Here is a 24,519-nt window from a genome sequence, read left to right as displayed (position 1 = left end):
CGGCTCGTGCACAGTGTCTGGTGGCCGGTGGTTCAGCGGTCGGCGACCGCGCTCACCGGTGTCTCGGCGTGCGCGCGCACGCGCTCCACGAAGTCGGCGAGCCGCGGCGCCTCGAACAGGGCGCGGGCGCCGACCACCGCGCCGAGCTCCTTGCGGGTGCGCCGGATGACGTTCGCGACCAGCAGGGAATGCCCGCCGAGGTCGAAGAAGTCGTCCTGCGGGCCGACTTCGGGGACGCCGAGCGCCTCGGCCCAGATGCCCGCCACGGCCGCTTGCAGGGAGTCGTCGCCCGTGGTGTCCCTCGGGGCGGCGGTGCGGGCGGCCGCGCGGGCCTGCTCAAGGAGGGACGCGCGGTCGACCTTGCCGTTGGGCGTCAGCGGCAGGGAGTCCACGGTCCGCAGCTCGTTGGGCACCATGTGGCCGGGCAGCCGGTCGGCCAGGAACGCCCGGAGCGCGTCCGCGGCCGGGCCGCCGGGGCGCACGGTCGCCCACGCGAGGAGCCGGGAGCCGACCGAGTCGCCGGTGTCGGTCGCGACGCAGGCGTCGACGACGTCCGGGTGTGCCTTGAGCGCCGCGCCGACCTCGCCCAGTTCGACGCGGTAGCCGCGGACCTTCACCTGCTCGTCGCGCCGCCCCACGTAGAAAAGGCGCCCGTCGGCGTCCGCCCGCGCGAGGTCACCGCTGAGGTAGGTCCTGCGGAGGTCACCGGGACCCCACTCCGCCACCCTGAAGGCGCGCGCGGTGGCCTCGTCGTCGCCGAAGTACCCGCGGGCGAGGCCCGGTCCGGACACCCAGATCTCGCCGACCTCGCCCACCGGGGTCGGTGTGCCGTCCTCGTTACGCAGCGACACGTCCAGGTCGGGCAGCGGTACGCCGATGGGGCTCGCCGTGCCCGCGGCCGCGTCCCGCGCCGTGATGGGGCAGTACGTGACGTGGACCGTCGTCTCGGTGATGCCGTACATGTTCACCACGCGCGGCCGCTCGTCGCCGCGGCGGGCGAACCAGCCGCTCAGGGTGGCCGGGTCGAGGCGCTCGCCACCGAGAACGATCAGGCGCAGGCGGTCGAGCCCGGCGGGCCGCAGCTCGTCGGCGCCGGTGAGCGCCGCCAGGGCGGAGGGGGTCTGGCTCAGGACCGTGACGGCCTCGCGGTCGATCAGGCCGAGGAGTTCGTCGGGGGCGCGGGCCTCCTCGTCCTCGACGACGACCAGCCGGCCGCCGAACAGCAGGGCGCCCCACATCTCCCACACGGAGAAGTCGAAGGCGTACGAGTGCAGCATCGTCCACACGTCGTCGGCGCCGATGCCGTAGAGCGCCGACGTCTCCGCCATCAGCCGCGTGACGTTGCGGTGCGTGACCTTCACGCCCTTGGGCGCGCCGGTCGAACCCGACGTGAACATCACATAGGCGAGGTCGTCGGGGGTGGCCTCGACGCTCGTCGCCGGAGCGTCCGGATCGGCGGCGTCGCCGATGAGCGCGAACGCTCCCGTGTGCCACTCCTTGGCGCGGACGGCGAGTTCGTCGTCGGTGACGATCACGCTCGCGCCGACCCGTTCGACCAGGCTCGCGAGGCGGGTGTCGGGGTACCGGGGGTCGAGCGGCACATAGGCGGCGCCCGCCATCAGCACGCCGAGGATCGCGGGGATCACCTGGCGGCGGGGGGCGAGCACCGGGACGAGGTCACCGGGGCGCACGCCCGCCGCGACCAGGCGCGCGGCGATCCGTCCGGCCAGGCCGTGCAGTTCCGCGTACGACATCGACGTGCCGCCCGCGGTGAGCGCGGTGGCCTGAGGACTCCTGGCGGCCCGCAGGGCGAACCACGCGTGCAGCGTGTCGGCCGAGGTGTCAGGCGATGTGTCAGGCGATGTGTCGGCTGACGCCGCGGACTTCGACGTTGGGCATTCCCTGCCGTTCACTTCCGGCACCACTTTCCCCCTGAGGATTTCATCTGACCCGACGTCGGATTGCCGAGGATGATAGACGCATCGCAGGGCGAACGGCGAGTAATTCACCGTCGCTGACTTCGGGCATTTTCGTGTGCCTCGCCGATCGCACGCACAGTCACCATCGCTGGAAATCGCGCCAGTGTGGGGGCTGTTCGCGCCGAGGCTGCTGAGATAGGGCCAGGACCGGAGTCGAATCGGCGCGCTGCCGCGATTCACATCCGCCCGGCGCACCGGAATTCTATACTCCCATTCCGCGCGTCACCATAACTCCGGACCGTCGCGCACGCCGTTTACCTCCCTTCCTTGGATTGCGCTCAATTCGCCCGCGCGGCATATCGTGGCGTCCGGGCGGCGAAGTGGCGTTCGACCGCCTCGACGTACCGCGGCCTGTTGACGGGATCGAACAGCGCGAAGTGGCCGCCGGGCAGGACGTGCACCTCGCATTCCGCCGTCGAGTGGGCGCCCCATCCCGCCAGGGCGTCCAGGTCGACCAGGCGGTCCTCGCGCCCGCACAGCACGGTGATGGGCGCGCCCACACGGACGCCCCTGCTCCGCCGGGCGCTCTCCGCGCCGAGCCTGAGGTCCGCGCGCAGGTTGTCCAGGAGCGCCGTCTGGCGGCCCGTGCCGCTCAGGAGGGCGGGCGGCATGCCGCCGCCGCGTTCGAGCAGCCTGAGGACGTCCTCATCGCTGGAGTCCGCGGTGAGCCAGCCGGTCGACTCGCGCGGCTGCTGCCCCGAAGCGATCAGGCCCACGCACCGCTCGCCGAGGACGTGCGCGAGGTGGAGACCGAGCGTCGCGCCCAGGCTGTGGCCGAGCACCAGCGTGGGCACGTCGGGCCCGGGGATCGCCGTGAGGCTGCCGAGCACCTCGTCCAGGGTGGCGCCGGGAGGCTCAGCCCTGCGGCGCTCGCGGCCCGGGAGCGTGAGCCCCAGGATCTCCACGTCGCCGGGGAGTTCGCCCACCAGGCGCAGATAGCGGCCGGGGCCGCCGCCGGAGTGCGGCACGACGAGCAGCCGGGCACGGGGCGCCGGTACGGGCTCTCCCCGCGGCCGCAGCGGCGACCACCACGGTGCCTGGGTGGTCGGTCGAACACTCACGATGGGGCCTTCCTCGGTCAGACGGCTTGGCAGACGGCTTGGCGGGCGGCTTGCTAGGGGGCTTGGGACGGCGCAGCGGGCGGGGTCACGTGAGCCAGGAGTCGGGCGCCGGGTTGCCGATCACCTTGATGGCGCCGGGCTCGTCCTCCTGGATGTGGCTGGCGCCCACCATGGCGAGGTCCCAGACGTCCGGCCGCACGTCGAGCGAGGCGAGGACACCGGCGAACTCCCGCCACGGCAGCGGCTCGCCGCGCTCCGCGCCCGCCAGCCAGGCACGGACGCGCCCCGCGGGCTCCGCGAGGTCAGGGCGCTCGGCGGCGCGCTCCCGCACGAGCTGGCCGAGGCGGTGGGCGGCCGCGTCGCGGTCGAGGCGGACGCCGCCGAACTCGCCGGAGTGCAGCACCCGGTCCAGGAGTTCCTCGTCGGCCGGGGACGGGACGCCCTCCGCCAGGCGGGCGAGCAGACGGCGGCGCGGCGCGGGGTCCATCAGCAGGTTCAGCTCGCGGACCAGGTCGGCCGGTTCGTCGGCGCAGTGGATCATGCTGCACATCCGGTTGGGCCGCTGCAGCAGGCTGCGCAGGCTGTCGGCGGCCTGCTGCGAGATGTCGGCCTTGCCCTTGAGCGAGCTGAGGTGCACGGTCGCGGGGACGGCGTGGTCGCCGTGGCTGCGCAGGAGCAGCATCAGGGTGGGACCCGCCTGGAGGACGACGTCGTTGACGGCGAGGCGGTCCAGGGTGGCCAGGGTGTGCTGGTGGCGCCAGAGTTCACGGCCCGTGTGCCGGTCGAAGCGGAACATCTCGGCACCGACGACGGTGAACTTGTGGTCGGTCAGGAAGTCCAGGATGACCCCGAGCTTGCCGGTGGCCATGCCGTCGGGCTTGACCAGCAGCAGCGCGGAGCGGTGCAGGACGTGGCCCAGCTGGTCGCCGAAGGCCTCCTGGCACTCGCTCAGCCCTTCGCGGAAACAGGTGTCGAGCTCGTAGTGGTACGCCTTGACCGGCATACGCGTGAGGGTGCTCCAGTTGGTGGGGCCCATCTCGCCTCTCACTCTCTCGTTCATGGTGGTGCGGGCGTTTCTGGTGGTTCGGGCGTTCCTGGTGGTGCGGGCGTTCCTGGTGGTGCGGGCGTTCCTGGTGGTGCGGCGTTCCGGTGGTGCGGGTCCGGTGTCAGCCGTTCAGCACGGCTTTCAGGCGGGCGAAGTTGGCGTCCAGGTCGGTGGAGAGGCCGAACTCGACGACGGCCATGTCCGCGAGCAGCGCGCGCAGGTCGCTCTCCACCCGCTCCAGGACGGCCGGGTCGTCCTTGCCCGCCGCGAAGTCCTCGCGGCACAGGCCGAGCGCCGCGTCGGCCCCCAGCGGGCGGACCGTCTGGTGGTCCCGGGTAAGCACGAGCAGCGCCCGCGGCCGCACGGCGGGGCGCAGCCTGCTCTCGTAGCGGGCGGGCCACTCCACGCGGCTCTTGTCGCGCGCGGGCACCGGCACGGCCCGCGCGTCGGCGAGCTCCGGCCTGCTCTTGATCAGCGCCGGGTCGAGGTAGGCGCAGCGGGGGTAGCCCCAGAACCGGCCCTCCGGGTCGTCGAGGTGGCGCATCATCGCGTCCTCACCGGCGAAGTCGGCGCCCTGGAACAGGCCCCACGCCGTGAAGGTCGACTTGCCGACACCGCTGGCCGCGGTGACCAGGGCCGCGCGCCCGTCGACGGACAGGGCGCCCGCGTGCAGCCCGTAGTGCCGCTCGGAGCGGAGCGTGAGGACGAGGAAGGCCTTCTCGACGAGCCAGCGGCCCCAGACGATCGGGTCGTCGAGGTCAGCCCTGGCCAGCGTCACCCGTACCGTCCCGGCCGCCGGGTCGACCGTCGCGCGGGAGCTGCCGGTGTCGAGGACGACCTCGTCCGAGGTGTCCCAGTGCGGGGGGAAGTACGGCGGCGGCACGGGGTCGCGGTCGGTGTCGGTCAGCTCGACGGACAGGCGCACGGTGCGCGGCGTCCACGGCCGGGCCGTGCCGTCGGGCCGCAGGGGGGCGCCGAAGAGCCTGCCGACCACGGCCTCGGCCTCCGGGGGCGCCGCGCAGACGACGCGGTAGCCGTAGAACTCGTAACTGTCCTCACTCATCAGCTGTCCCTCCGGGCTCGGTCGGTGGCCTGGGCGCGCAGGGCGCGTCCGGCGTCGTCGTACTGCTCCAGGACCAGGCGGCGCAGCGCGGCCGGGGCCTCCGGGTGGCGCTCCAGCCAGGACTCGGCCGCGTCGAGCGCGGGGCGGCCGCCCGCCGCCGGGTACAGGCCGAGCACGATCTGCTTGGCCATCTCGTGGCTGCGCGTCCGCCACACGTCGTGGAGGGCCGCGAAGTACCGGTCCGTGTACGGCGCGAGCAGGGCCGGGTCGAGGGTCTCGGTGAAGCCCGCGATGACCGCCCGCTGGAGCTGGTTGGGCAGGTCGCCGCCGGTCACCACGGCCGTCCAGGCGGCCGCCTTGGCGTCGGCGTCGGGGCGGGCCGCACGGGCCGTGGCCGCGTGGCAGGCGCCCGTGGGGGTGGCGTCGCGGCGCTCCTCGGCCGCGATGCCGTCCTCGTCGAGGCGTCCGGCGGCGGCCAGGCGCACCACGACCGCCCAGCGCACTTCGGCGTCCACCGCGAGGCCGGGCACCGCGAGGGGTCCCGGTGCCGCCCCGTCGAGGAGCGCGGCCAGCAGGTCCAGGTGTTCCTCGGTGCGGGCCGCCGCCACGAAGGCCCGCAGCCAGGCGAGCTGGTGGTCGCCGCCGCGCGCGGCCGTGCGCAGCCGCTCCAGGGCGGCCCCGGACCACAGCGCCGTGAGGCTCGCGCGCTCGGCGGGGTCGGTGAAGTGGTGCAGGGCGTGCAGGACCTGGCGGTGCAGGGTCTCCACGACGCCGATGTCGCTCTCCGCGCCGACGGCGGAGAGCACCAGGCGCAGATAGTCCCGGGCGGCCAGTTCGCCGTCCCGCGTCATGTCCCAGGCCGCGGCCCAGCACAGGGCGCGGGGCAGCGGCTCGGCGAAGGCGCCGAGGTGGCGCGTCAGGGCGCGCAGGGACGCGTCGTCGAAGCGGACCTTGGCGTAGCTGAGGTCGTCGTCGTTCAGGAGCACCACGTCGGGGCGGCGGTGCCCCACCAGGTCGGGTACGTCCGTCACCGCGGCGGCGACGTCCAGTTCCGTGCGGTGGACGCGCCGCAGCTCCCCGCTCGCGGCGTCCAGGGTGTAGCAGCCGACCGCGACGCGGTGCGGGCGCAGGGTCGCCTCACCGGGGACGCCGGGCGGCAGCGCCGGTGCCTCCTGGCGGATGCGGAAGGCGGTGATGACACCGTCCGCGTCCGTCTCGACCTCGGGCCGCAGCACGTTGATGCCCGCGGTCTCCAGCCACTGCTTCGACCAGGTGCCGAGGTCGCGCCCCGAGGACTCCTCCAGGGCCCGCAGCAGGTCATCGAGGCGCGTGTTGCCGTAGGCGTGGGCGGCGAAATAGGCGCGTACGCCCTCGAAGAAGGCGTCCGTGCCGACGTACGCGACGAGTTGCTTCAGGACGGAGGCGCCCTTGGCGTAGGTGATGCCGTCGAAGTTGACGAGGACGTCCTCGACGTCGCGGATCTCGGCCACGACGGGGTGGGTGGAGGGAAGCTGGTCCTGGCGGTACGCCTTGGCCTTCTGGTGGTTGGCGAACGTCGTCCAGGCGTCGGCCCACCGCGGGTCGGGCCCGAGCGCCTGGCAGGCGAACGAGCTGTAGGTGGCGAAGGACTCGTTCAGCCACAGGTCGCTCCACCACGCCATGGTCACGAGGTCGCCGAACCACATGTGGCTGAGCTCGTGGAGGATCGTCGCGGCGCGCTTGCGGTGGGCGGCCTCGGTGGCCCGGGAGCGGAACACGTACTTCTCGTGGAAGGTGACGGCGGCCGCGTTCTCCATGGCCCCGGCGTTGAAGCCGGGGACGAAGATCTGGTCGTACTTCTCGAAGGGGTAGGGGTGGCCGAACCGCTCCTCGAACCAGTCGAAGCCCTGGCGCGTCACGGCGAGGATCTCGTCCGGGTCGAGGTGCGCGGCCAGGCTCTGCCTGCAGTACAGGCCGAGCGGGATGGTGCGGTCGCCGCGCCGGGCCTGCGCGCGCACGGCGTGGTAGGGCCCGGCCGCCAGGGAGACGACGTAGGTGGAGAGCCGCGGTGTGCGGCCGAACGACCAGACGGTGCCGCCCTGGTGGTCCGTGGCCGCCTCGACGGTGGCGGCGGCCGTGTTGGAGATGACCGTCCAGTCGGCGGGCGCGCTCACGGTGAACCGGAATTGCGCCTTCAGGTCCGGCTGGTCGAAGCAGGCGAAGACCCGGCGGGCGTCGGCGACCTCGAACTGCGTGTACAGGTAGACGTGGTCGTCCTCCGGGTCGGTGAAGCGGTGCAGCCCCTCGCCGGTGTTCGTGTACGCGCAGTCCGCCACCACCCGCACCTCGTTGCGGCCGAGCGCGAGGTGCGCGAGCTCGATCCGGGAGTCCCGGAAGACCTGCTCGGCGGCCAGGGCGCGGCCGTTGACCACGACGTCGCGCACCGCGGGCGCCCGCAGGTCGAGGAAGACCGGCGCGTTGGGATCCGCGCAGTCGAAGCGGATCTCCGTCACCGACCGGAAGGTGCCGGAGCCCGCGGCGGCGCGCAGGTCCAGCGTGATGTCGTAACGGTCCACCGTGACCGCGCGCGAGCGGTGTGCGGCCTCCTGGGCCGTCAGGTTCGTTCCGGGCATGGGTCAGGCGTCCTCGCCGACGAGGAGGCGGGACCGCAGCCGCTCGACCGTGTCGTCCGTGAGCCCGACCCGGTCCTTGAGGTAGCCGTGCACGGAGCCGTAGCGGGCCTCCAGGTCGGCGAGGACCAGCTCCATGATCGTCGCGGGGGCGCGGCCGTAGCCCGGCCACTTCATGACCCGGTCGGGGTTGGCGGTGTGCCAGTCGGCGAGCAGCCGCTCGGTGGCCAGCTCCGTCAGGGCGAAGTCCGCGAGGACGTCCGCGCGGTCCACGCCGAGCAGGGTGAGGACGAACGCCCCGATCAGGCCGGTGCGGTCCTTGCCAGACGTGCAGTGGAAGACGACGGGGCCCGGGGCCGTCGCGATCTGCTCCAGGACCTGGCGGATCTCCCCCGCGCCGTCCTCGGTGACCTCGGCGAACCGGTCGGCGAGGTAGCGCCACGGGTCGAGGGCGGGGTCGATCTCCGCCTGGTCGTAGGGCCGGTGCTCGATGCTCAGGTTGGCGTAGTGGAACCGCTCGGCCTCCGGCACCCGGCCCTTGGCCTCGATCTCCCAGGGGTAGCGCAGGTCGATGACGGTGCGCACGCCGAGCTCCAGGAACCGCTCCCAGTCGGCGCCTTGCAGCTTGCCGAGCGAGTCGGCCCGGTACAGGGTCCGCCAGGCGACGGTCCTGCCGTCGTCCGAGCGGTATCCGCCCAGGTCGCGGAAGTTGTGCAGGCGCTCGAAAGCGACGTGCCGGTTCATCGGGTGTCTCCCTGTTCTTCGTGCGGCGGTTCTCCGTGCGGCGGTTCTCCGTGCGGCGGTTCTCCGGGCGACGGTTCTCCGTGCGGCAGTTCTCCGTGCGGCGCTTGTCCGTCGGGCAGCGCTCGTGCCGATGCCGCGAGTTCGCGGTTGCTCCAGGCCGGGCTTCCGGTCACTTCCTCGCCGAACCAGTCGGGCGGCTCGAAGCTCCTGGCCTCCTCGACGCTGGCGAACTCGACCTCGACCACGCGCAGCCCGGCAAGGGCCCCGTCGTACTCGTCCACGGTGGCCAGGTGGTGCTCCAGCGGGACGTTCCAGCGGTACTTGCTCAGGCAGTCGCCGCCCGCGAGCTGCCAGAGCTCCGCGAAGACCGCGTCGTCGATCGCGAACTCGACCTCCTGGCGCACCATGGCGCCGGAGGCGGCGTCGAAAGTCTTCACCGTCATGACGCGGGCGTCGCCCCTGGCCCTGACCCTGAACTCCACGGCGGCGTCGCGCGGCGAGAGGTAGGCCTGGCGCAGCCGCTCCCCGGTCGCGCCCGGGGGCACCGTCCAGCCGTCCGCCACCGTGAACTTGCGCTCGATCTCTAGGCTCATCGCACCTCCACCCGCAGCCCGCGGTCGGTGGTCAGACGCGCCCGGTCGAGCTTGCCCGAGGGGGCGAGCGGCATCTCCGAGACCAGCACGATCCGGTTGGGCAGCATGTGGGCGGGCAGCCGCGCGCGGCACGCCTCGCGGAGCTCCGCCGTGAGCTGTTCCGTGGCCGCCTGGCCCTCGGCGAGGGCCACATAGGCCACCAGGAGCGACTCGCCGCCGGCCGCGTCCTCGGCGATGGCCACCGCGTCGGCGACGGCGGGGTGCGCGCGCAGGGCCGCCTCGACCTCGCCGAGTTCGACCCGGAAGCCGCGCAGGTTGATCTGCCGGTCGTTGCGGCCGAGGTAGGCGTAGGTGCCGTCGGGCAGCCGCCGGGCGACGTCGCCGGTGCGGTACCAGGTCCGCGTCTCGTCGTCGCCCGCCAGCTTGAACCGGGGGAAGCGCTCCGCCGTCAGGTCGGGCCGCCCGAAGTAGCCGTCGGCGAGGCCCGGGCCCGCGATGTACACCTCGCCGGGCTCGCCGTCGGGCGCGGGGCGTCCTTCCGGGGTCAGCAGGGCCATCCGGTGGTGCGCGAGGGGCTCCCCGATCCAGGTGTCGGAGCCGTCGGACGCCACCCGGTCCTCGGTGAGCGGGCCGTACGAGACGTGCACGGTCGTCTCGGTGATCCCGTACATGTTGACCAGCGTCTCGGCGCCCGGCCGCAGGCCCATCCACCGGCGCACGGAGAGCGGGTCGAGCTGCTCGCCGCCGAAGACGACGTACCGCAGGGCCAGGGGCGCGGGGGCGCGTTCGTACGCCTTCGGCATGTACTTGAAGAAGCTCGGCACCGCGTTGAGCACCGTGACCCGCTCCCCGGCGAGGAGTTCGAGGAGGGCCGCGGGGCGGCGGGCGGTCTCCGGCGGCACGATCACGAGCCGCCCGCCGAACAGCAGGGCGCCCCAGATCTCCCAGACGGAGAAGTCGAAGCTGTAGCTGAAGTACTGCGTCCAGACGTCGTCGGGGCCGAACTCGAACGGCCCGTCCGAGCAGGACCTGAACAGTTCGAGAACCGCGCTCTCGGGGACGGCGACGCCCTTGGGCTGGCCGGTCGAACCCGAGGTGTAGATGACGTAGGCCGGTGTGCCCGCCGGTCTCGGCAGGGGCGCGGCGGGCGCGGGCGCGGCTCCGTCCGCGCGCGTCACGCGGACGAAGCCGGCGGGCAGCGCGGCGTTGTCCCGGCCCGAGATCGTGACGCGCACGCCGCTGTCCTTGGCCATGAAGGCGAGCCGGTCCGCCGGGTACGACGGGTCCAGCGGGACGTAGCCGCAGCCGTGGCTAAGGACGGCGAGGATCGCCGCGACGACCTCCCAGCCCCGTTCGAGGCTGATGCCCACCAGGTCCCCGGGCCGTACGCCGTGCTGGGCGAGACCGGCGCGGTACTCCCGCGCGGCGCTCTCCAGGTCGCGGTAGGTGAGGCCGTGCGGTCCTTGCGTGACCGCCACGGCGTCCGGGCGCGCGGCGGCCTGCCCGGCGAACACCTCGTAGAGGGACGTGGCGTCCTTCAGCTCGTGCATGGTTCTCCTGGTCACTCGGTGGCCGCCGTCGGCAGGGCGGTCAGGGCCGCGTGCAGCCGGTCGTAGCTCTCGTCCAGGTCGTCGGAGACCTGGAACTCCCAGATCGGCAGCCCCGCGAGGAGCGCCCGCAGGTCCGCCTCCACCGCGGCGAGGTCCTCGGCGCTCTTCGCGGTGGCGTAGTCCTCGCGGCAGCGGTCCAGGGCCTCGGTGAGGTCGAGCGCGCGCGGCGCGCCGCCCTCGCCCCTGACCAGGAAGACCAGGCAGGAGGGGCGGGCCCGCGGCAGCAGCCGGTCTTCAAGCGCCTCGGGGACGGTGACGCGGCACTTGGCGCCGTTCTCGATCGGCGCGGCGGTGGCGCCCTGGAGCGCCTCGCTGCGGGCGATCATCTCGGGGGTCAGGTACAGGGCGCGGGGGTAGCCCCACAGCGCGCCGCCGGGCTCGTCCATGTTCCTGGCCAGGATGTCCTCGCCGACAAGCCGTGCCCCGCGGTGCAGCGCCCAGTACGTGAACGTCGACTTGCCCACGCCCGCGGCGGCCGTCAGGACCGCGACGCGCCCCTCGGCCTCAATGGCCCCGGCGTGCAGCGGGTAGCTGCGCGGGGAGCGGCAGATGAGGTACAGGAAGAGCCGCTCCAGTATCCATCGGCCCCACACGGCGGAGCTGTCCAGGTCGGCCCGGGCCAGGGTGAGTTCGCCGGAGGCGGCCGCCGGGTCGAACACGCAGCGGGAGCTCGCCGTGTCGATCACGATGGGGTCGCCCGTCATGACGTCCAGGTTGTGCGGCGGGTTCACCGGTTCGGTGGCCGGTCCGTCCTGGACGGAGAAGCCGAGCCGTACGGCGGGTGTGTGGGCGTCGGTGAGGGCGTCGGCGGCGAGGGCGGGGCCGAAGAAGTCGCGCACCACGCCGCGCGCGGCGATGTCGTACGAGCACTCCACGCGGTAGCCGTAGGCCTCGTGCACGGAGTGCCGCCGCTCGGCGCCGAGCGTCGGGGCGGTGACCCGCATGGTGGTCGAGACGTCCTGGGCGGTGGGGACGAGGTGGAGGCGCTGGACGCCGCCCTCCTCGCCATCGGCCGCGCCGGGCTCGTCGGCGGGTGCGCAGTCGGCGCACGGCCGCGGGTCGAACCCGGCGAACCGGTAGGCCACTTCCATGATCCGGTTGCGGTCGGTGGCGCGGAAGTCCGCGGTCAGGTGCACCCCGGCGCGGTGCGCCTGGGCGATGAGCCAGCGCAGGATCGTGGCGCCGGTGCCGAAGGAGACCACGCGGCAGGAGGTGGCGAGGAGCTTGAGGCGCCAGCTCGTCTCGCCGCGCTCCAGGAGCAGCACGCCGATGGCGCCGTGGCTGCCGAAGCGGTCGGTGAGGCTCATGACGAGGACGTCGTGGCCGGGGTCGGCGAGCAGGGCGCGCAGGTCGGCGTCCGAGTAGTGCACGCCGGTGGCGTTCATCTGGCTCGTGCGCAGGGTCAGTTCCTCGACCCGGGCCAGGTCGTCGGCGCCCGCGTGCGCGATGACCAGGCGCAGGTCGAGGGAGGCGAGGAACTCCTCGCTGGAGCCGACGTGCTCCTCCTCGGCCCGCTCGCGCCGGAACCCGGCCTGGTACATCGCGCGGCGGTTCGCGGCGTCCTCGGTGACGTGGGCGGGGCTGAACTCCGCGAGGCCGGTCAGCTCCGTGGCGCGCTCGGCCTCGTACGTCCGCACGGCGGGCAGCTCGTGGGTGACCTCGGCGCGCTCGGTGGGCTGGTCGTCGATGAAGGCGATGACCGACTCGGCGAACTGGAGCTGGCTCGCGATGGCGCGCACGGAGTCCGACTTGCGGCCCCAGCCGATCTGCGGCAGGACGAAGTACTCGGCGAGGCCGAGCTTCTCCAGGCGCTCCCAGGCGAGGTCGTGGTCGTTGCGGCTGGCGACGGACTGCAGGATGCCGCGCGCGTCCAGCTCGATGACGGTGCGCCGGATGTCCTCGGTCAGCTCGACGTCCTCGTCCTCGAGGAGCGTGCCCCGCCACAGAGTGTTGTCCAGGTCCCAGACCAGGCACTTCACCAGGGGCGCCGCGGCTGCGGTCGGCGTCGGCCCGGCTGCGGATTGCGACATGATCAGATCTCCCAGAGTGTGGCGGCCCAGGCGGCGACCGGGCTGTTGTTCAGGACGAGCACGGCGTCGCCCCGCCGCAGTCCGCCCTCGGCGAGCAGCTGCTGGAGGTTGAGCACGACGTCCATCGCGCCCAGGTGGCCGAGGTCCGCGAGGTGGCGGCGGCAGACGGTGTGGATGTCCAGGCCGAGCAGGCTCTCGTAGAAGTCGAAGGCGCCCGCCGTGACGTTCTGCATCAGGGTCGCGGCGATGTCCCGCTTGGCGATCCCGGCGTCGGCGAGTACCTCGTCGACCAGGCGGCTCAGGCGCTCCCTGCTGCGCATGGCCAGCTCGAACCGGTAGCGGTCCGGGGACTGGCACTCCTCGCGCCACTCGTACCAGGGCGCGGACTTGTAGTCGACGCGGAACAGGTCGTGGAAGGTGCCGTCGCTCTCCATCCGGTGGGCCCGAAGGACCGGTCGGCCGCCGCGCACCATGGTCATGGCGTACGCGCCGTCGCCGATCACGGTGACCGGGTGGCGCACCCGGTCGGCGCCCGTGGGGCGGCTGGCGTGGGCGATCACCGCGCTGTGGCGGCCCGGGTCGGCGACGAGCAGGTCGCGGGCCAGGGCCCAGGCGGCGCTCGACCCGGTGCAGCCGAGGCCGTCCACGGTGAAGGAGAAGGCCTTGGTGAGACCGGACTCGGCCTGCACCTGGCCGACGTCCGAGCCGAGCAGCACGTCCGGCGAGCGGGGGCTGACCAGGAGCAGTAGATCCGGCTGGTCGGCATCGGTGAGGCCGAGCCCCCGGACGGCCTCGGCCGCGAGGTCCGCGGTGGCGCGCCCGTCGAACACGCCGACACTCTCCACGCCGCAGGTCCGGGCGAACTCGGCCTCCTCGTGGCCGAGCAGGCCCGTCTCCGGCAGGTCCGCCACCTTCGTTCGTTCGTCCGGCAGCAGACAGTGGACGGCCCCCAGGCCGATCTCGTCGCCGTGCCCTTCACGCGTCGTCATGCCCACACCGTCATCGCCTCGTCAGCCAGGAGCAGCTGGCTGATCTCGTTGCTTCCTTCGATGATTTCCATCAGCTTGGCGTCCCGGTACGCGCGGGCCACCACGTGCGAGGACGCCGCTCCCGCCGACGCGAGCACCTGTACGGCGCTGGCCGCGCCGCGCGCGGCGTGCCCGGCGGCCGTGTGCTTGGCGAGCACGGCCGACGAGGTGTGCCGCGGAAGACCGGCGTCCCAGTCGGCGCTGGCGCGTTCACACGCGTGGGTCGAGGCGCGCTCGCCCGCGTACAGCTCGGCGATGTGGCGCCGGACCAACTGGTGCTCCGCGAGGCGGCTGCCGAAGGTCTCCCGGCGGGCGCTGTGCCGTACGACCGCGCGCAGACAGGCCCGCGTCATGCCGACGCAGCCCCAGGCCACGGAGATCCTGCCGTGCGTGAGCGGCGACGTCACCAGGAGGGACACCGGCATCCCGGCGCCGCCGAGCAGGTGTCCGGCGGGCAGGCGCACGCCGTCCAGGCGCACCGTGGCGTGCCCGGCCGCGCGGCAGCCGAGCGGGTCGGGCACGCGCTCCACGCTCACTCCGGGGGCGTCGGCCGGGACTACGGCGATGGCGGCGCCGTTGCCGTACCGGCCGAAGACCACGAGCAGGGACGCGTAGTGGGCGCCCGTCACCCAGGTCTTCTCGCCCCGGATCACGATCGAGTCGCCCTCGCGGGTGATCTCCGTGGCCATCGCGGCCAGGTCGCTGCCCGCGCCCGGTTCGCTGAACGCCACGCCCGCGCTCTCGCCGGACGTGAGGCGCGGCAGGAAGTCGGCCTGCTGTTCCTCGGAGCCGAACCGCCGCACGGTCCAGGCGGCGATGCCCTGCGACGTCATGACGCTGCGCAGGGAGCCGCACGCCTCGCCGGTGGCGGCGAGCAGCTGCCCGGTGTCGGCGCTGCTCAGGCCGAGGCCGCCGAAGCCCTCGGGCACGTCGGCGCACAGGACGCCCTTGGCGCCGAGTTCGCCGATCACCTCGCGCGGCAGGTCGGCACGGCGGTCCCACTCCTCGGCCCGCCCCTCGGCGAGGCCGGTGGCGAGGGCGGCCGCCTGCTCCAGGGCCTCGTTCACGAGCGGGCCCCGTCCCCTGGCTCGGCCCGCAGCCGCTCGATGAGCGCCACCATGGCCCGCACGCTGCGGAAGTAGTCCAACTGCAGGTCGTCGCCCTTGACGGCGAAGCCGTACGTCGTCTCGACGTGGACGACGAGGCTGAGGGCGACCAGCGAGGTGATCGCCCCGGAGGCGAACAGGTCGGTGTCGGGCTCGACCGGCACCTTCACGCGGCTCTCCAGGAAGGCGAGCAGCTCGGATTCGATCTCGGCGGTCGTCGGCTGGGCTGCGGAGGGGGCTGACGAGGGGACGGACGAGGGAGTCACGGTGATCAGGGCCTCTCGGTCACGGTCGGGGTTTCCGAAGGAACGGCGGTGCTCTGGTGGGGGTGCGGACCCGTCGGGTCAGAGGGCGTACGCATAGAAGCCACGCCCCGTCTTGCGTCCAAAGTCCCCCGCGTCGACCTTGCTGAGCAGCAGGTCGCAGGGGGCGAACCCGGCGTCGCCGGTGCGCTCGTGCAGCACCCGGAGGCTGTCGACGACGTTGTCGAGGCCGATCAGGTCCGCGGTGGCGAGGGGGCCCGTCGCATGGCCGAGGCAGCCCTCGAACAGGGCGTCGACGTCGCCGTGGGAGGCGATGCCCTCCTCGACGATGCGCGCGGATTCGTTGATCATCCGCTGGAGGACCCGGTTGATCACGAAGCCCGGGCCGTCGCCCACCACGATCGCCTCGCGGTCGAGGGCCGTGAGCAGCGCCAGGGCCTTGCCGAGCGCGGCGTCCGAGGTGCGCGGTCCGCGGATGACCTCCACGGTGCGGATCAGGTACGGCGGGTTCATGAAGTGCGCCCCGAGGACGTCGGCGGGGCGCGCGGTGTGTCCGGCGAGCTCGTCGACCGGGATGCCGGAGGTGTTGGACACCACCGGCGTGCCGGGAGCGACGAGCGCGGACACCCGCTTGAGGACCTCGGCCTTCACCGACGGCAGTTCCACCACGGCCTCGATGACGGCCGTGGCGTCCTTCACCTCGTCGAGGGAGGTGGTGGTCACGAACGCGGGAGGCGTCGTGTCGCGCGGCAGCTTGCCGAGGAACTGGCCCTGGCGGACCCGCTGGGGCACTTCCTCTGCGGCCCGCTCCAGGGCGGCGGCGTCCACGTCGACGAGAACCACCGGGATGCCGTGGCCGAGCGCGAGCGCGGAGATGCCCACGCCCATGACTCCCGCGCCCAGTACCGCGAGGAGTTCACCCTGCTGTCGTTCCGTCACGTCTTCCTCACACTTCTCGGTCGGGTTCGGGGGCGACGCGGCTCCCGAGGAGTTCCAGGAACGCCGCGTTCTTGGCGGCGAGGTGCCGCAGCCCGGCGCGCAGCGAAGGACCGGTGGGCTCGGGGCGGTGGCCGCCCGCGGTCAGCCAGGGCCGCCATCCTTCGGCGTCCACCGCGTTGCCGCCGCTCTCGTGTCCGGCGAGGTCGTAGAGGGCCATGCTGCTCAGGACCTCGTTGTCCGAGGCGCGGGCCCGGTCGACGACGGCGGACAGCCAGTCGGCGCGGCTGAGTTGCCGCGTGGGCAGCCCGCTGTCGCCGAGCAGCGCGAAAAGCCGTCGCGCGCTGACCCCTTCGGGCGCCACCAGGTGGAAGGCCCGCCCCGCGGCGCCGGGCGTGAAGGCGAGGTCGACGACGGCCCGCGACACCAGGTCGATGGGGGCCATCGGCATCGGCCGGTCGTCCCGCGGGTGGGCGCCCGTGGCGATGCCCGCGGCCAGCATGCGCCACACCATGTCCTTGGTGTTGCAGGCGCCGGTGTCGGTGGCGCCGAGGATCAGTCCCGGCCGGAACACGCGGACCCGCAGGCCGTCGGCCTCCGCGCGCTCCAGGAGCCGCTCGCAGACCCACTTGCCGACGCCGTAGCCGCCCTGGGCCGGGTCCAGGGGCTGCTCCCTGGTCTCCAGGGTCCTGCCGTCGGCGCCGAGGGCGGGTCCGGTCGCGGCCAGCGAGGAGACGAAGCTGAACTCCCGTACGCCGTGCTCCCGCGCCCAGCGCAGCAGGGCGAGGGTGGGCAGGACGTTGTCGTCGCGCAGTTCGCTGTAGGGCTCGGTGAACACGACGCGGGCGGCGCAGTGCAGCACGTGCCCGACGCGGCGGGCCAGTTCGCCGTCCCGGTAGGCGGCGCAGACCTTGTCGACCTCGCGCAGGTCGCCGGTCACCACCCGCACCCGCTCGGCGGGGGGCTCGGGAAGGCCGTAGGAGGCCGCGGCCGCCCGCAGGCGCCGGGCGCCCTCGGCCTCGTCGTCGGCCCGCACCAGGCAGTAGACGCGGTGCGGCGTCGCGGCGATGAGCTGGTGCAGGAGGAACGCGCCGAGGAAGCCGGTGGCTCCGGTGAGGAACACGTCGCTGCCGGGCGCGGTCGTCGGCGACGCCGTTCCCAGCGGGAGCGTGAGGTCGGCGTCGACGAGGGCGCCCTCGCCGTCGGCGATCTCCCCCACGTCCGGCGTCGCGTCGGGCGTCGCGTCCTTGGCCCGCTGTCCGGCGCGCACGGTGGCCGCGAGCTTGCGCACGGTGGCCCGGCTGCCGCCGACGCGGTGCAGGTTGACCAGGACGCCGAGCCGGGCGTGGATCTCCAGGCCCATCCTGACCGAGAGCAGTGACGTTCCGCCAAGGGCGCCGAACTCGTCGTCGAGGCCCATCGCCGGGGTGCCGAACAGATCGGCCCAGATGGCCAGGAGCGCGTCCTCGACATCGTCGGCGCCCGACTGCGGTCCTTCGGCCGCCGGGGCCGCCACGGGGGCGGACAGGGAGCGTACGTCGATCCGGTCGAGGGCCCAGTAGCGGCGCCGCTCGTAGGGGTAGGTGGGCAGCGCGAGCCGTCGGCCCGCGCCTCGTGCGAGGTGCGCCCAGGCGACGTCGGCGCCGTGCAGCCAGGCCGTGGTGAGGGCCTCGTCCAGGGCGTCGGGGTCCGGGACGCCGCCCGGGCCGAGCGCGAGCGGGTGGGCCCCGGCCGGGGCGGGTTCGGCGGACAGCCACAGGACATGGCGGTCCTGCGGCGGATCGGCCGGTGCCTCGCTGGCCACGTCGGCGCGGCCCCCGAAGGCCTTCACCAGGTGGTCGAGGAACGCCTTGGGCGGTACGGGCCCGGCCCCCTCCGGCACGACCAGGAGAACCTCGCGCGGCGTGGCCCGCACGGTCCGCGCGTGCGGCGGGCGCGGCAGCCGCAGCGCGGCGGCGAGCCGGTCCGGGGCCGCGGTCACCACCCGGCGCTCGGCGAAGGAGCGGCGGCCGACGCGCAGGGTGTGGGCCACGTCGCCCGCCGGGTCCCCGGCGTCGACGCGGTCGGCCACCAGGCGGGACAGCGCGTCCAGTTCCGTGCGGGTGCGCGCCGACAGGACGAGCCGCACCCGCTCGCCGGGCTCGGCCGCGGGCCGGGTGGGCGCGGGCGGCGGGGCGAGCACCACGGTGGCGTTGGTGCCGCCGAGGCCCATCGAGTTCACCAGGACGTGCCAGTCGTCGCGGTCGGCATCGGCGCCGTCGACGGTGGCCGCTTCGGCGACGGTGGCGGCTTCGGTCGGGACGCGGAACGGGCTGTCGGCGAGGACGCCCGGGTCGCGGGGGTGCTCGAAGGACGGGTGCGGCGGCAGGACGCCGGTGTGCGCGACCCGTACGGCCTTGATGAACCCGGCGATCCCGGCGGCCCAGCCCGCGTGGCCGATGTTGGCCTTCACCGAGCCGAGGGCGCAGCCGCCGGGGCTCGGCGCCGGGGTGCCCGCGGTCTCGGCGGCGACGCGGAAGCCCTCGGTGAGGCCGCGCAGTTCGAGGCTGTCGCCCAGCTGGGTGCCGGAGCCGTGCGCCTCGACGTACCGGACGGTGTGCGGCGCCGTCCCGGCCACCGCGAGCGCACCGGCGACGACACCGGCGAGGCCGGTGGGGCTGGGCGCGGTGAAGCCGGAGCGCTGCGAGCCGTCGTTGCCGACGGCGCTGCCGCGCACCACGGCGAGCACGGGGTCGCCGTCGGCGAGCGCGTCGCTGAGGCGGCGCAGCACCACGGCGCCCGCTCCCGCGCCCGCGGCGGTGCCGGTGGACCGGGCGTCGAAGGGGCGGCAGTGCCCGTCCTCGGACATCACGCCGCCGGGCTGGTAGGTGTAGCCGACCAGCGGGTCGCTGACGGCCGCGCCGCCGACGACCGCGAGGTCGCACTCGCCGGACAGCAGGCTCAGGACGGCGTAGTGCACTCCGGTGAGGGAGGACGAGCACGCGGTCTGGACGCCGACCGAGGGGCCGCGCGTGCCGAGTTTGTAGGCGACGCGCGAGGCCAGGAAGTCGGGCGAGCCGCCGAGGGTGAGGTCCAGGTCGTCGACGGCGGCGGCGAGGCCGCCCTCGCGCAGCCTGGCCGCCTGCAGGGCCACGGTGTAGGGGCTCGGGCCGCCGCTGGCGAACACGCCGACCACGGGTCCCGTGCCCGCCGGGGACGGCGCGTGCCCGGCGGACTCCAGCGCCTCCCAGCAGACTTCGAGGAAGAGCCGCTGGCTGGGGTCGACGCTCTCGGCCTCGGCCGGGGAGTAGCCGAAGAACTCGGCGGCGAACAGCTCCACGTCCGCCACGGTGGCGGCGACGCCCACGAAGGCGGGGTCGGCGAGCTCCGCGTCGGACAGGCCGGTGGCCCGCAGCCGCTCCTCGGACTGCGCCCGCGTGGAGACGACACCCGACGCCAGGTTGTTCCAGAAGGCCTCAGGGCCCGGCCCGTCGGGGAAGCGGCAGCCGACGCCGACGACCGCGATGTCCGTCGGGCGGCTCATGCCCGGTCCTCCGCCGCCGCGGAGCGGTTGCGGCCGAGCAGCTCGGCCCGGGCGCGGGCGCCGAGCCCGGCGTCGGCCGGGGCGCTTGACGCCCCGGCGAGGAGTCCGGCCTGGGCGCGGATGGTGGTGTGCTCGAAGAGGTCCTCCAGGGCGATCTCGCGGCCCGCGAGTTCCTCCAGGTGCTCTTCGAGCACCATGACGAGCAGCGAATGCCCGCCCGCGTCGAAGAAGTTGACGTCGGTGTCGTGGACCTCGGTGCCCAGCACCGTGCTCCAGATCCGCCGTATCTCCTCCATCGAGTCCGTCATGGCTGGTCTTCTCCAGTCTCCGGGCCCTGGCCGGGCCGGTCGGCGTGCGCGCCCTTGGGCGCTGGGGGCGAATCGTCGAGGACCCGCGATTCCGGACGTGTGGCGAGGAGTTCGGCGGCCCGCGCGAGGGCGCCCAGCAGGGCGTCCACGGTGGGGCGGTCGAACAGGGCCGTCGCATAGGCCAGTTCGAGCTCGATGCGGTCGTCGGCGTCCCGCAGCATCAGCTCCAGTTCGTACTTGACGCGCAGTCCGGGCGGCGGCAGCTGCCGGGCCCGTACGCCGGGACCGAGGTCGGGCACGGCGGGCGGGTCCGACGCGGCGGTCACGAGGACCGGGGTGACGGGCGGGCGGCCGAGGCCGCGGCCGGGGTCAAGCCCGGCGACGAGCGCCTCGAAGGGGACGTCCGCGTACTGGTAGCTCGCCAGGCTCTCCTCCCGTACGGAGGCGAGGAGCTGGCTCCAGGTGGGGTCGCCCCTGAGGTCGGCCCGCAGCACGAGGGTCCTGATCAGGACGGCCACGGCGGCGGTGCCCGCGGCGCCCTCGCGCCCGGCCCAAGGGAAGGCGAAGAGGAAGTCGCGCTGGCTCCCTGTCCGCGCGAGCGCGGCGGCCAGGAGGGCGGACGCCGCCATCGAGGGGGTGGCCCCGGCGCCCGCGAGGACGGTGCGCAGCCGGGCGCTGGTGGCCGCGGAGAGCCGCACGGCGCTGCTGTCCGCGGCGGTGTCCTGCACGGCGGGGCGCTCGCGGTCGCGGGGCAGCGCGATGTCGGTGGGCGCTCCGCGCAGCCGCGCGAGGAGCTCCTCGGCGCGTGCGGCGGCGTCGGGCGCGGCCCCCTCGCCGGGCAGGTCGCCGGGCAGTTCGCCGGGGTGGACGGCGGCGGGCAGGTCGGGCCTGGCCCCGTCCTTCACCGCCCGGTAGGCCTCGCCGAGCTGGCGCAGCAGGAGCTGTTGGGCCCAGCCGTCGGTGACGATGTGATGGCAGACCAGGACAAGGACCGTGCGCTCGCCGAGCGCGGCGACCTCCGCCCGGGCCGGTGCCTCGGCGGACAGGTCGAAGGGCGTCCAGCACAGCTGCTTCAGGTGCGCGGCGAACCGCTCCTCGCCCTGCTCGGTCCAGTCGCTCTCGCGGACCTCGGGGGCGGTGCCGTCGGTCGTGTAGAAGACCTGCCTGCTCTCCCGGTCGAGGGTGAAGCGGGAGCGCAGCGCCGGGTGGTGGCCAAGGACGTGGGTCAGGGCGCGCGCGAGGGCGGGGCGGTCGAGGCTGCCAGTGAACTCCACGACGGTGGGGGCCAGATAGGCGGTGCGCTGGCTGGCGAGCCGGTCCAGGAAGAGCATGCGCTGCTGGATCGGGGTCGCCGGGTACCGGCCGTCGCGCGGTGTGGGCGCCGCCTCGCGCCGGGGTCCGGTGGGTGCCGACGCGCGCAGCCGGGCGAGGCCGTCGACCGTCGGCCGCGCGAGGAAGGCGCCGAGTGCGGGCGCGCCGCCCTCCTCGCGCTCGATGGCGGCGAGCATGCGCACGGCGAGCAGCGAGTGCCCGCCGAGGGCGAAGAAGTTGTCGTCGGGGGCGAGCGCGCCCGCCTGGAGCGCCTCCGTGTCGCGGCCGAGGCGGCCGTCGGCGGCCAGGGCGGCGAGGAACCGTTCGCTCGCCCAGCGCTGGGCCGGGTCGAGGTCGGCCGCCCGGCGCTCGGCTCGGGGCAGGGGCACGTCCCGCAGCGCGCGCAGCGCCCGGAAGTCGATCTTGTCGTTGGGCGTCATGGGCAGCGCGTCCACGACGTGCACCGCGCCGGGCAGGACGGCCGCGGGCAGCCAGCGAAGCAGCGGCTCCACCAGCTCGTCGTGGGTCGGCGGCTTGCCGGGGTCGGCGAGCACGACGTACGCGATCAGGCGCTCGGGGCCGTCCTCGGCGACGGTGACGGCGGCGGAGAGCACCGCGTCGTGCTGTTCTTCCAACAGCGCGGCGACCTCGGCGGGTTCGACGCGGTTGCCGAGGATCTTGACCTGGTCGTCGGCGCGGCCGAGGTACGCGATCTGGCCGTCGGCGCGGACCACGACGCGGTCCCCCGTCCGGTACATCCGGGCGTCCGGCTCGTCGGCCGGGGCGAACGGGTCCGCGCGGAACGCGTCGGCGGTCAGGTCGGGGCGGCCGAGATAGCCCTCGGACACCCCGGCCCCCGCGAGGTAGAGCTCGCCGGGCACGCCGGGCGGCAGCTCCTCCCCGGCGGGCCCGAGCACATAGGCCCGGGTGTTCCACACGGGGGAGCCGATCGGCGGCGCCTGCGGGTCGTCGGGGTCGACGGGCGCCGACAGGCTGGTGCAGGAGACCTCGGTGGGTCCGTAGACGTTGCGCAGGGACACCCGCCAGCGCCGTGCGCACTCCGCGGCGAGCGCGCGGGTGAGCCGCTCGCCGCCGAGGTGGATGAGGCGCAGCGAGGACCCGGTGGCGGCGACGCCCGTGGCTTCCTCGGCGTCCAGAGCCGCGCGCAGCAGCCCCGGCGTCATGGACACCACCGTGCTGGCGCGAAGGAGCCGCAGCAGGGCCCGGCCGTCCTTGCGCTCCACGTCGTCGGCGTAGACCAGTTCCGCGCCCGACGCCAGCGCGCGGAAGGTCTCGAACGTGGCCGGGTCGAAGGAGGTGCCCACCACGCACAGCAGCCGGTCGTCAGGACCGAGGCGGGCGTCGTCGGCCCACCACAGCACGGTGTTGGCGAGGCCCCGGTGCGGCACGGGGACGCTCTTGGGCCGCCCCGTGGTGCCCGAGGTGTGGATGACCACGGCGGTGTCGTGACCGGCGAGCGCGGGGGTCCTCCGTTCGCCCTGGGGGCCGTGCCGGAGCGCCGTCAGGTCGAGGACGCGCACGTCGGCGGCGGCTTGCCGGAGGGCCTTCGCCCCGGCCTCGTCGGCGAGGACCACCCGGGCGTCCAGGTCGGCCAGGACGTACTCCAGGCGCTCGACGGGGGTGTCCAGGTTCAGCGGGACGTAGGCGCCGCCCGCGCGCAGCGTGCCGAGCCAGCCCGCCACCAGGGCGGGGCCGCGCGCGGCGAGTACGGGCACGATGCCGCCGGGGCCACCGGCGCCTTCGGCGGTGAGGCGCGCGGCCACGGACCAGGACCAGTCGTCGAGTTCGCCCCGGCTGACCCGGGTGTCGCCCACGCGGACGGCGGTGGCTTCGGGGACGTCGGCGAGCCGGGCGGCGATCACGTCGAGCAGGGTGCGGTCGGCGGGCGGTTCGTTTCCGCTGAGGTCCCTGCGGGGTCCGGCGAGGACGCCGGGGACGGCGGCGCCCGGGGCCCGGCTTGACAGCGGAAGCGCGGCGAGCGCGGTGTCCGGGGCTCGTACGGCGGCGGCGAGGAGCGCGAGGTAGGCGTCGCGGAAGCGCTCGGCCGTCTCCGGCGAGCACAGGGCGCTGTCGTACTCGATGGTGGCGCCGACCCCGTCAGCGCGGTCCTCGATCAGGAACAGCAGGTCGTAGCGGGCGGTGCCGGTGGGCAGGAGCTCGGGCTGCCGCCACCGGGGGCGGTCCGAGGCGCGGGGGGCTGGCATGTTCTGCAGTCCGAAGGCGACCTCGACCAGAGGGCCGCGCCCGGCGCCCCGCTTGGCCATGGTGTAGGCCGTGAGGCGGTCGAAGGGGATGTCCTGGTGGGCGAGGGACCGGAAGGACTCCGTGCGCGACCGCAGGCACAACTCCTCGAACGTGAGGTCCGGCGCGGGACGGCAGCGCAGGGGCACGGCGTTGACGAAGCAGCCGACCACGGACTCCAGGACGGGCTTCGGCCGGTTCGCCATGACGGTGCCGACGACGAAGTCCTCCGCGCCCGACCAGCGGCGCAACACCTCCTGGAAGGCGGCGAAGAGCACGACGAAGGGCGTGGCCCGCAGCCGTGCGGCCAGCCGCCCGGTGTCCTGCCAGAGGTCCGCGGGCACGGGGAACGCCAGGTGGCCGCCCGCGCGGACGTCGGCGCGCGGGCCGCCGCCGGGGAACATCGGCGAGTCGGCGGCCTCGGCGAGGTCGTCGGCCCGCCGGGCCGCCCGGCCCTCCACGTCGCGCTGCTGCCAGGACTCGTGTTCCCAGGCGGCGAAGTCGGCGTACTGGGCCGCCGGTTCGCGGGCCGGGGCGGCGGCGCCGGTCAGGGCCGCGTCGTACGCCTCGCGCAGGTCGTCGAAGAGCGTCGCGAGGGACCAGCCGTCGATGGCGATGTGATGCACCGTCAGCAGCAGGGTGTCGCCCTCGGGCGCCCCCTGCCACAGGTGGCAGCGCAGCGGCGGTCCGCTCTCCAGGTCGAAGGGCGCCCGGGCGGCCGCGGCGAGCTCCTCCGGGCCCGGCCGGGTGTCCCGTCGGCTCACCGTGACGTCGAGGGGCCGCGCCGGGCCCACGCGCCGCACGGGACGGCCGTCGCGCGACGCGTACGTGGTGCGCAGCGTCTCGTGGCGGTCCACCAGGAAGCCCAGGGCGCGGCGCAGGGCGGGCAGGTCCGCCGCCTCGTGCCAGCGCAGCAGCAGCGGTACGTGGTACGCGGCCGTGCCGGGGTGCGCCTGCTCGATGAACCACAGGCTCTGCTGGGCCGTGGAGAGGGGCGCCTCGGCCGCGGCGCGCCGCGGCGGGGCCGGTTGCGTGTGCTCGCTCATCT

At 74.4% G+C, this 24,519-nt stretch carries 16 protein-coding genes; all 16 read right to left on the bottom strand.

What is annotated here, in order from left to right; translation table 11 throughout:
• Positions 1–32 precede the first annotated feature (32 nt).
• The 16 genes from AC07A4_RS16610 to AC07A4_RS16535 all read right to left on the bottom strand — a co-directional run bounded on the left by AC07A4_RS16610 (position 33) and on the right by AC07A4_RS16535 (position 24,517).
• Positions 33–1,913, bottom strand: coding sequence for a non-ribosomal peptide synthetase (locus AC07A4_RS16610; RefSeq protein WP_478598624.1), 1,881 nt, complete (start codon positions 1,911–1,913; stop codon positions 33–35).
• A gap of 344 nt (positions 1,914–2,257) precedes the next feature.
• Entirely contained in the window at positions 2,258–3,040 is a 783-nt protein-coding gene (locus tag AC07A4_RS16605; protein ID WP_478598622.1) for a thioesterase II family protein, read from the bottom strand.
• A gap of 85 nt (positions 3,041–3,125) precedes the next feature.
• The gene (locus AC07A4_RS16600; protein WP_478598620.1) at positions 3,126–4,100 is read right to left on the bottom strand and encodes a nucleoside-diphosphate kinase; all 975 of its coding nucleotides are present in this window, start codon (positions 4,098–4,100) and stop codon (positions 3,126–3,128) included.
• 106 nt (positions 4,101–4,206) lie between these two features.
• Positions 4,207–5,148: a phosphoenolpyruvate carboxykinase (ATP) gene (locus AC07A4_RS16595; RefSeq protein WP_478598618.1), complete on the bottom strand. Its 942-nt coding sequence runs from the start codon at positions 5,146–5,148 to the stop codon at positions 4,207–4,209.
• Complete coding sequence (gene pepN, locus AC07A4_RS16590) at positions 5,148–7,760, bottom strand: aminopeptidase N (RefSeq protein ID WP_478598615.1); 2,613 nt, start codon at positions 7,758–7,760, stop codon at positions 5,148–5,150. The genes AC07A4_RS16595 and pepN overlap by 1 nt, the downstream gene beginning before the upstream one ends.
• Before the next feature lie 3 nt (positions 7,761–7,763).
• Positions 7,764–8,501, bottom strand: coding sequence for a tyrosine-protein phosphatase (locus tag AC07A4_RS16585; RefSeq protein ID WP_478598613.1), 738 nt, complete (start codon positions 8,499–8,501; stop codon positions 7,764–7,766).
• Positions 8,498–9,094, bottom strand: coding sequence for a CYTH domain-containing protein (locus tag AC07A4_RS16580; RefSeq protein WP_478598611.1), 597 nt, complete (start codon positions 9,092–9,094; stop codon positions 8,498–8,500). Before AC07A4_RS16580 ends, AC07A4_RS16585 begins: the two co-directional genes overlap by 4 nt.
• Positions 9,091–10,644 (bottom strand): amino acid adenylation domain-containing protein, encoded by a 1,554-nt coding sequence (locus tag AC07A4_RS16575; RefSeq protein ID WP_478598609.1) that lies wholly within the window; start codon positions 10,642–10,644, stop codon positions 9,091–9,093. Before AC07A4_RS16575 ends, AC07A4_RS16580 begins: the two co-directional genes overlap by 4 nt.
• 11 nt (positions 10,645–10,655) lie before the next feature.
• Positions 10,656–12,734: an HAD-IIIC family phosphatase gene (locus AC07A4_RS16570; RefSeq protein WP_478598608.1), complete on the bottom strand. Its 2,079-nt coding sequence runs from the start codon at positions 12,732–12,734 to the stop codon at positions 10,656–10,658.
• A 2-nt stretch (positions 12,735–12,736) separates the two neighbouring features.
• A complete protein-coding gene (locus AC07A4_RS16565; RefSeq protein ID WP_478598606.1) occupies positions 12,737–13,723 on the bottom strand; it encodes a 3-oxoacyl-[acyl-carrier-protein] synthase III C-terminal domain-containing protein in 987 nt (328 codons plus the stop codon).
• Positions 13,720–14,829 carry an acyl-CoA dehydrogenase family protein gene (locus tag AC07A4_RS16560; RefSeq protein ID WP_478598604.1) on the bottom strand — a complete coding sequence of 370 codons (1,110 nt, stop codon included), beginning with the start codon at positions 14,827–14,829 and terminating at the stop codon, positions 13,720–13,722. The genes AC07A4_RS16565 and AC07A4_RS16560 overlap by 4 nt, the downstream gene beginning before the upstream one ends.
• The gene (locus AC07A4_RS16555; RefSeq protein ID WP_478598601.1) at positions 14,826–15,134 is read right to left on the bottom strand and encodes an acyl carrier protein; all 309 of its coding nucleotides are present in this window, start codon (positions 15,132–15,134) and stop codon (positions 14,826–14,828) included. Before AC07A4_RS16555 ends, AC07A4_RS16560 begins: the two co-directional genes overlap by 4 nt.
• 78 nt (positions 15,135–15,212) lie before the next feature.
• Positions 15,213–16,070, bottom strand: a complete 858-nt coding sequence (locus AC07A4_RS16550; RefSeq protein WP_478598600.1) for a 3-hydroxyacyl-CoA dehydrogenase family protein — start codon at positions 16,068–16,070, stop codon at positions 15,213–15,215.
• Positions 16,071–16,077: 7 nt separating this feature from the next.
• Positions 16,078–19,590 carry a thioester reductase domain-containing protein gene (locus tag AC07A4_RS16545; protein WP_478598598.1) on the bottom strand — a complete coding sequence of 1,171 codons (3,513 nt, stop codon included), beginning with the start codon at positions 19,588–19,590 and terminating at the stop codon, positions 16,078–16,080.
• A complete protein-coding gene (locus AC07A4_RS16540; protein ID WP_478598595.1) occupies positions 19,587–19,898 on the bottom strand; it encodes a phosphopantetheine-binding protein in 312 nt (103 codons plus the stop codon). The genes AC07A4_RS16545 and AC07A4_RS16540 overlap by 4 nt, the downstream gene beginning before the upstream one ends.
• The gene (locus AC07A4_RS16535) at positions 19,895–24,517 is read right to left on the bottom strand and encodes an amino acid adenylation domain-containing protein (RefSeq protein WP_478598593.1); all 4,623 of its coding nucleotides are present in this window, start codon (positions 24,515–24,517) and stop codon (positions 19,895–19,897) included. Before AC07A4_RS16535 ends, AC07A4_RS16540 begins: the two co-directional genes overlap by 4 nt.
• Positions 24,518–24,519: the final 2 nt, after the last annotated feature.

The organism is Streptomyces sp. NPDC043996, assembly GCF_056435225.1.
Note: the sequence above shows the minus strand (reverse complement) of the source record. Positions and strands in the feature narration are given on the sequence as shown.

Excerpts from the sequence above, each read along its gene's own strand:
- AC07A4_RS16600 (WP_478598620.1), bottom strand. The coding sequence starts at position 4,100 with ATGAACGAGAGAGTGAGAGGCGAGATGGGCCCCACCAACTGGAGCACC.
- AC07A4_RS16595 (WP_478598618.1), bottom strand. The coding sequence starts at position 5,148 with ATGAGTGAGGACAGTTACGAGTTCTACGGCTACCGCGTCGTCTGCGCG.
- pepN (WP_478598615.1), bottom strand. The coding sequence starts at position 7,760 with ATGCCCGGAACGAACCTGACGGCCCAGGAGGCCGCACACCGCTCGCGC.
- AC07A4_RS16585 (WP_478598613.1), bottom strand. The coding sequence starts at position 8,501 with ATGAACCGGCACGTCGCTTTCGAGCGCCTGCACAACTTCCGCGACCTG.
- AC07A4_RS16580 (WP_478598611.1), bottom strand. The coding sequence starts at position 9,094 with ATGAGCCTAGAGATCGAGCGCAAGTTCACGGTGGCGGACGGCTGGACG.
- AC07A4_RS16575 (WP_478598609.1), bottom strand. The coding sequence starts at position 10,644 with ATGCACGAGCTGAAGGACGCCACGTCCCTCTACGAGGTGTTCGCCGGG.
- AC07A4_RS16570 (WP_478598608.1), bottom strand. The coding sequence starts at position 12,734 with ATGTCGCAATCCGCAGCCGGGCCGACGCCGACCGCAGCCGCGGCGCCC.
- AC07A4_RS16565 (WP_478598606.1), bottom strand. The coding sequence starts at position 13,723 with ATGACGACGCGTGAAGGGCACGGCGACGAGATCGGCCTGGGGGCCGTC.
- AC07A4_RS16545 (WP_478598598.1), bottom strand. The coding sequence starts at position 19,590 with ATGAGCCGCCCGACGGACATCGCGGTCGTCGGCGTCGGCTGCCGCTTC.
- AC07A4_RS16540 (WP_478598595.1), bottom strand. The coding sequence starts at position 19,898 with ATGACGGACTCGATGGAGGAGATACGGCGGATCTGGAGCACGGTGCTG.
- AC07A4_RS16535 (WP_478598593.1), bottom strand. The coding sequence starts at position 24,517 with ATGAGCGAGCACACGCAACCGGCCCCGCCGCGGCGCGCCGCGGCCGAG.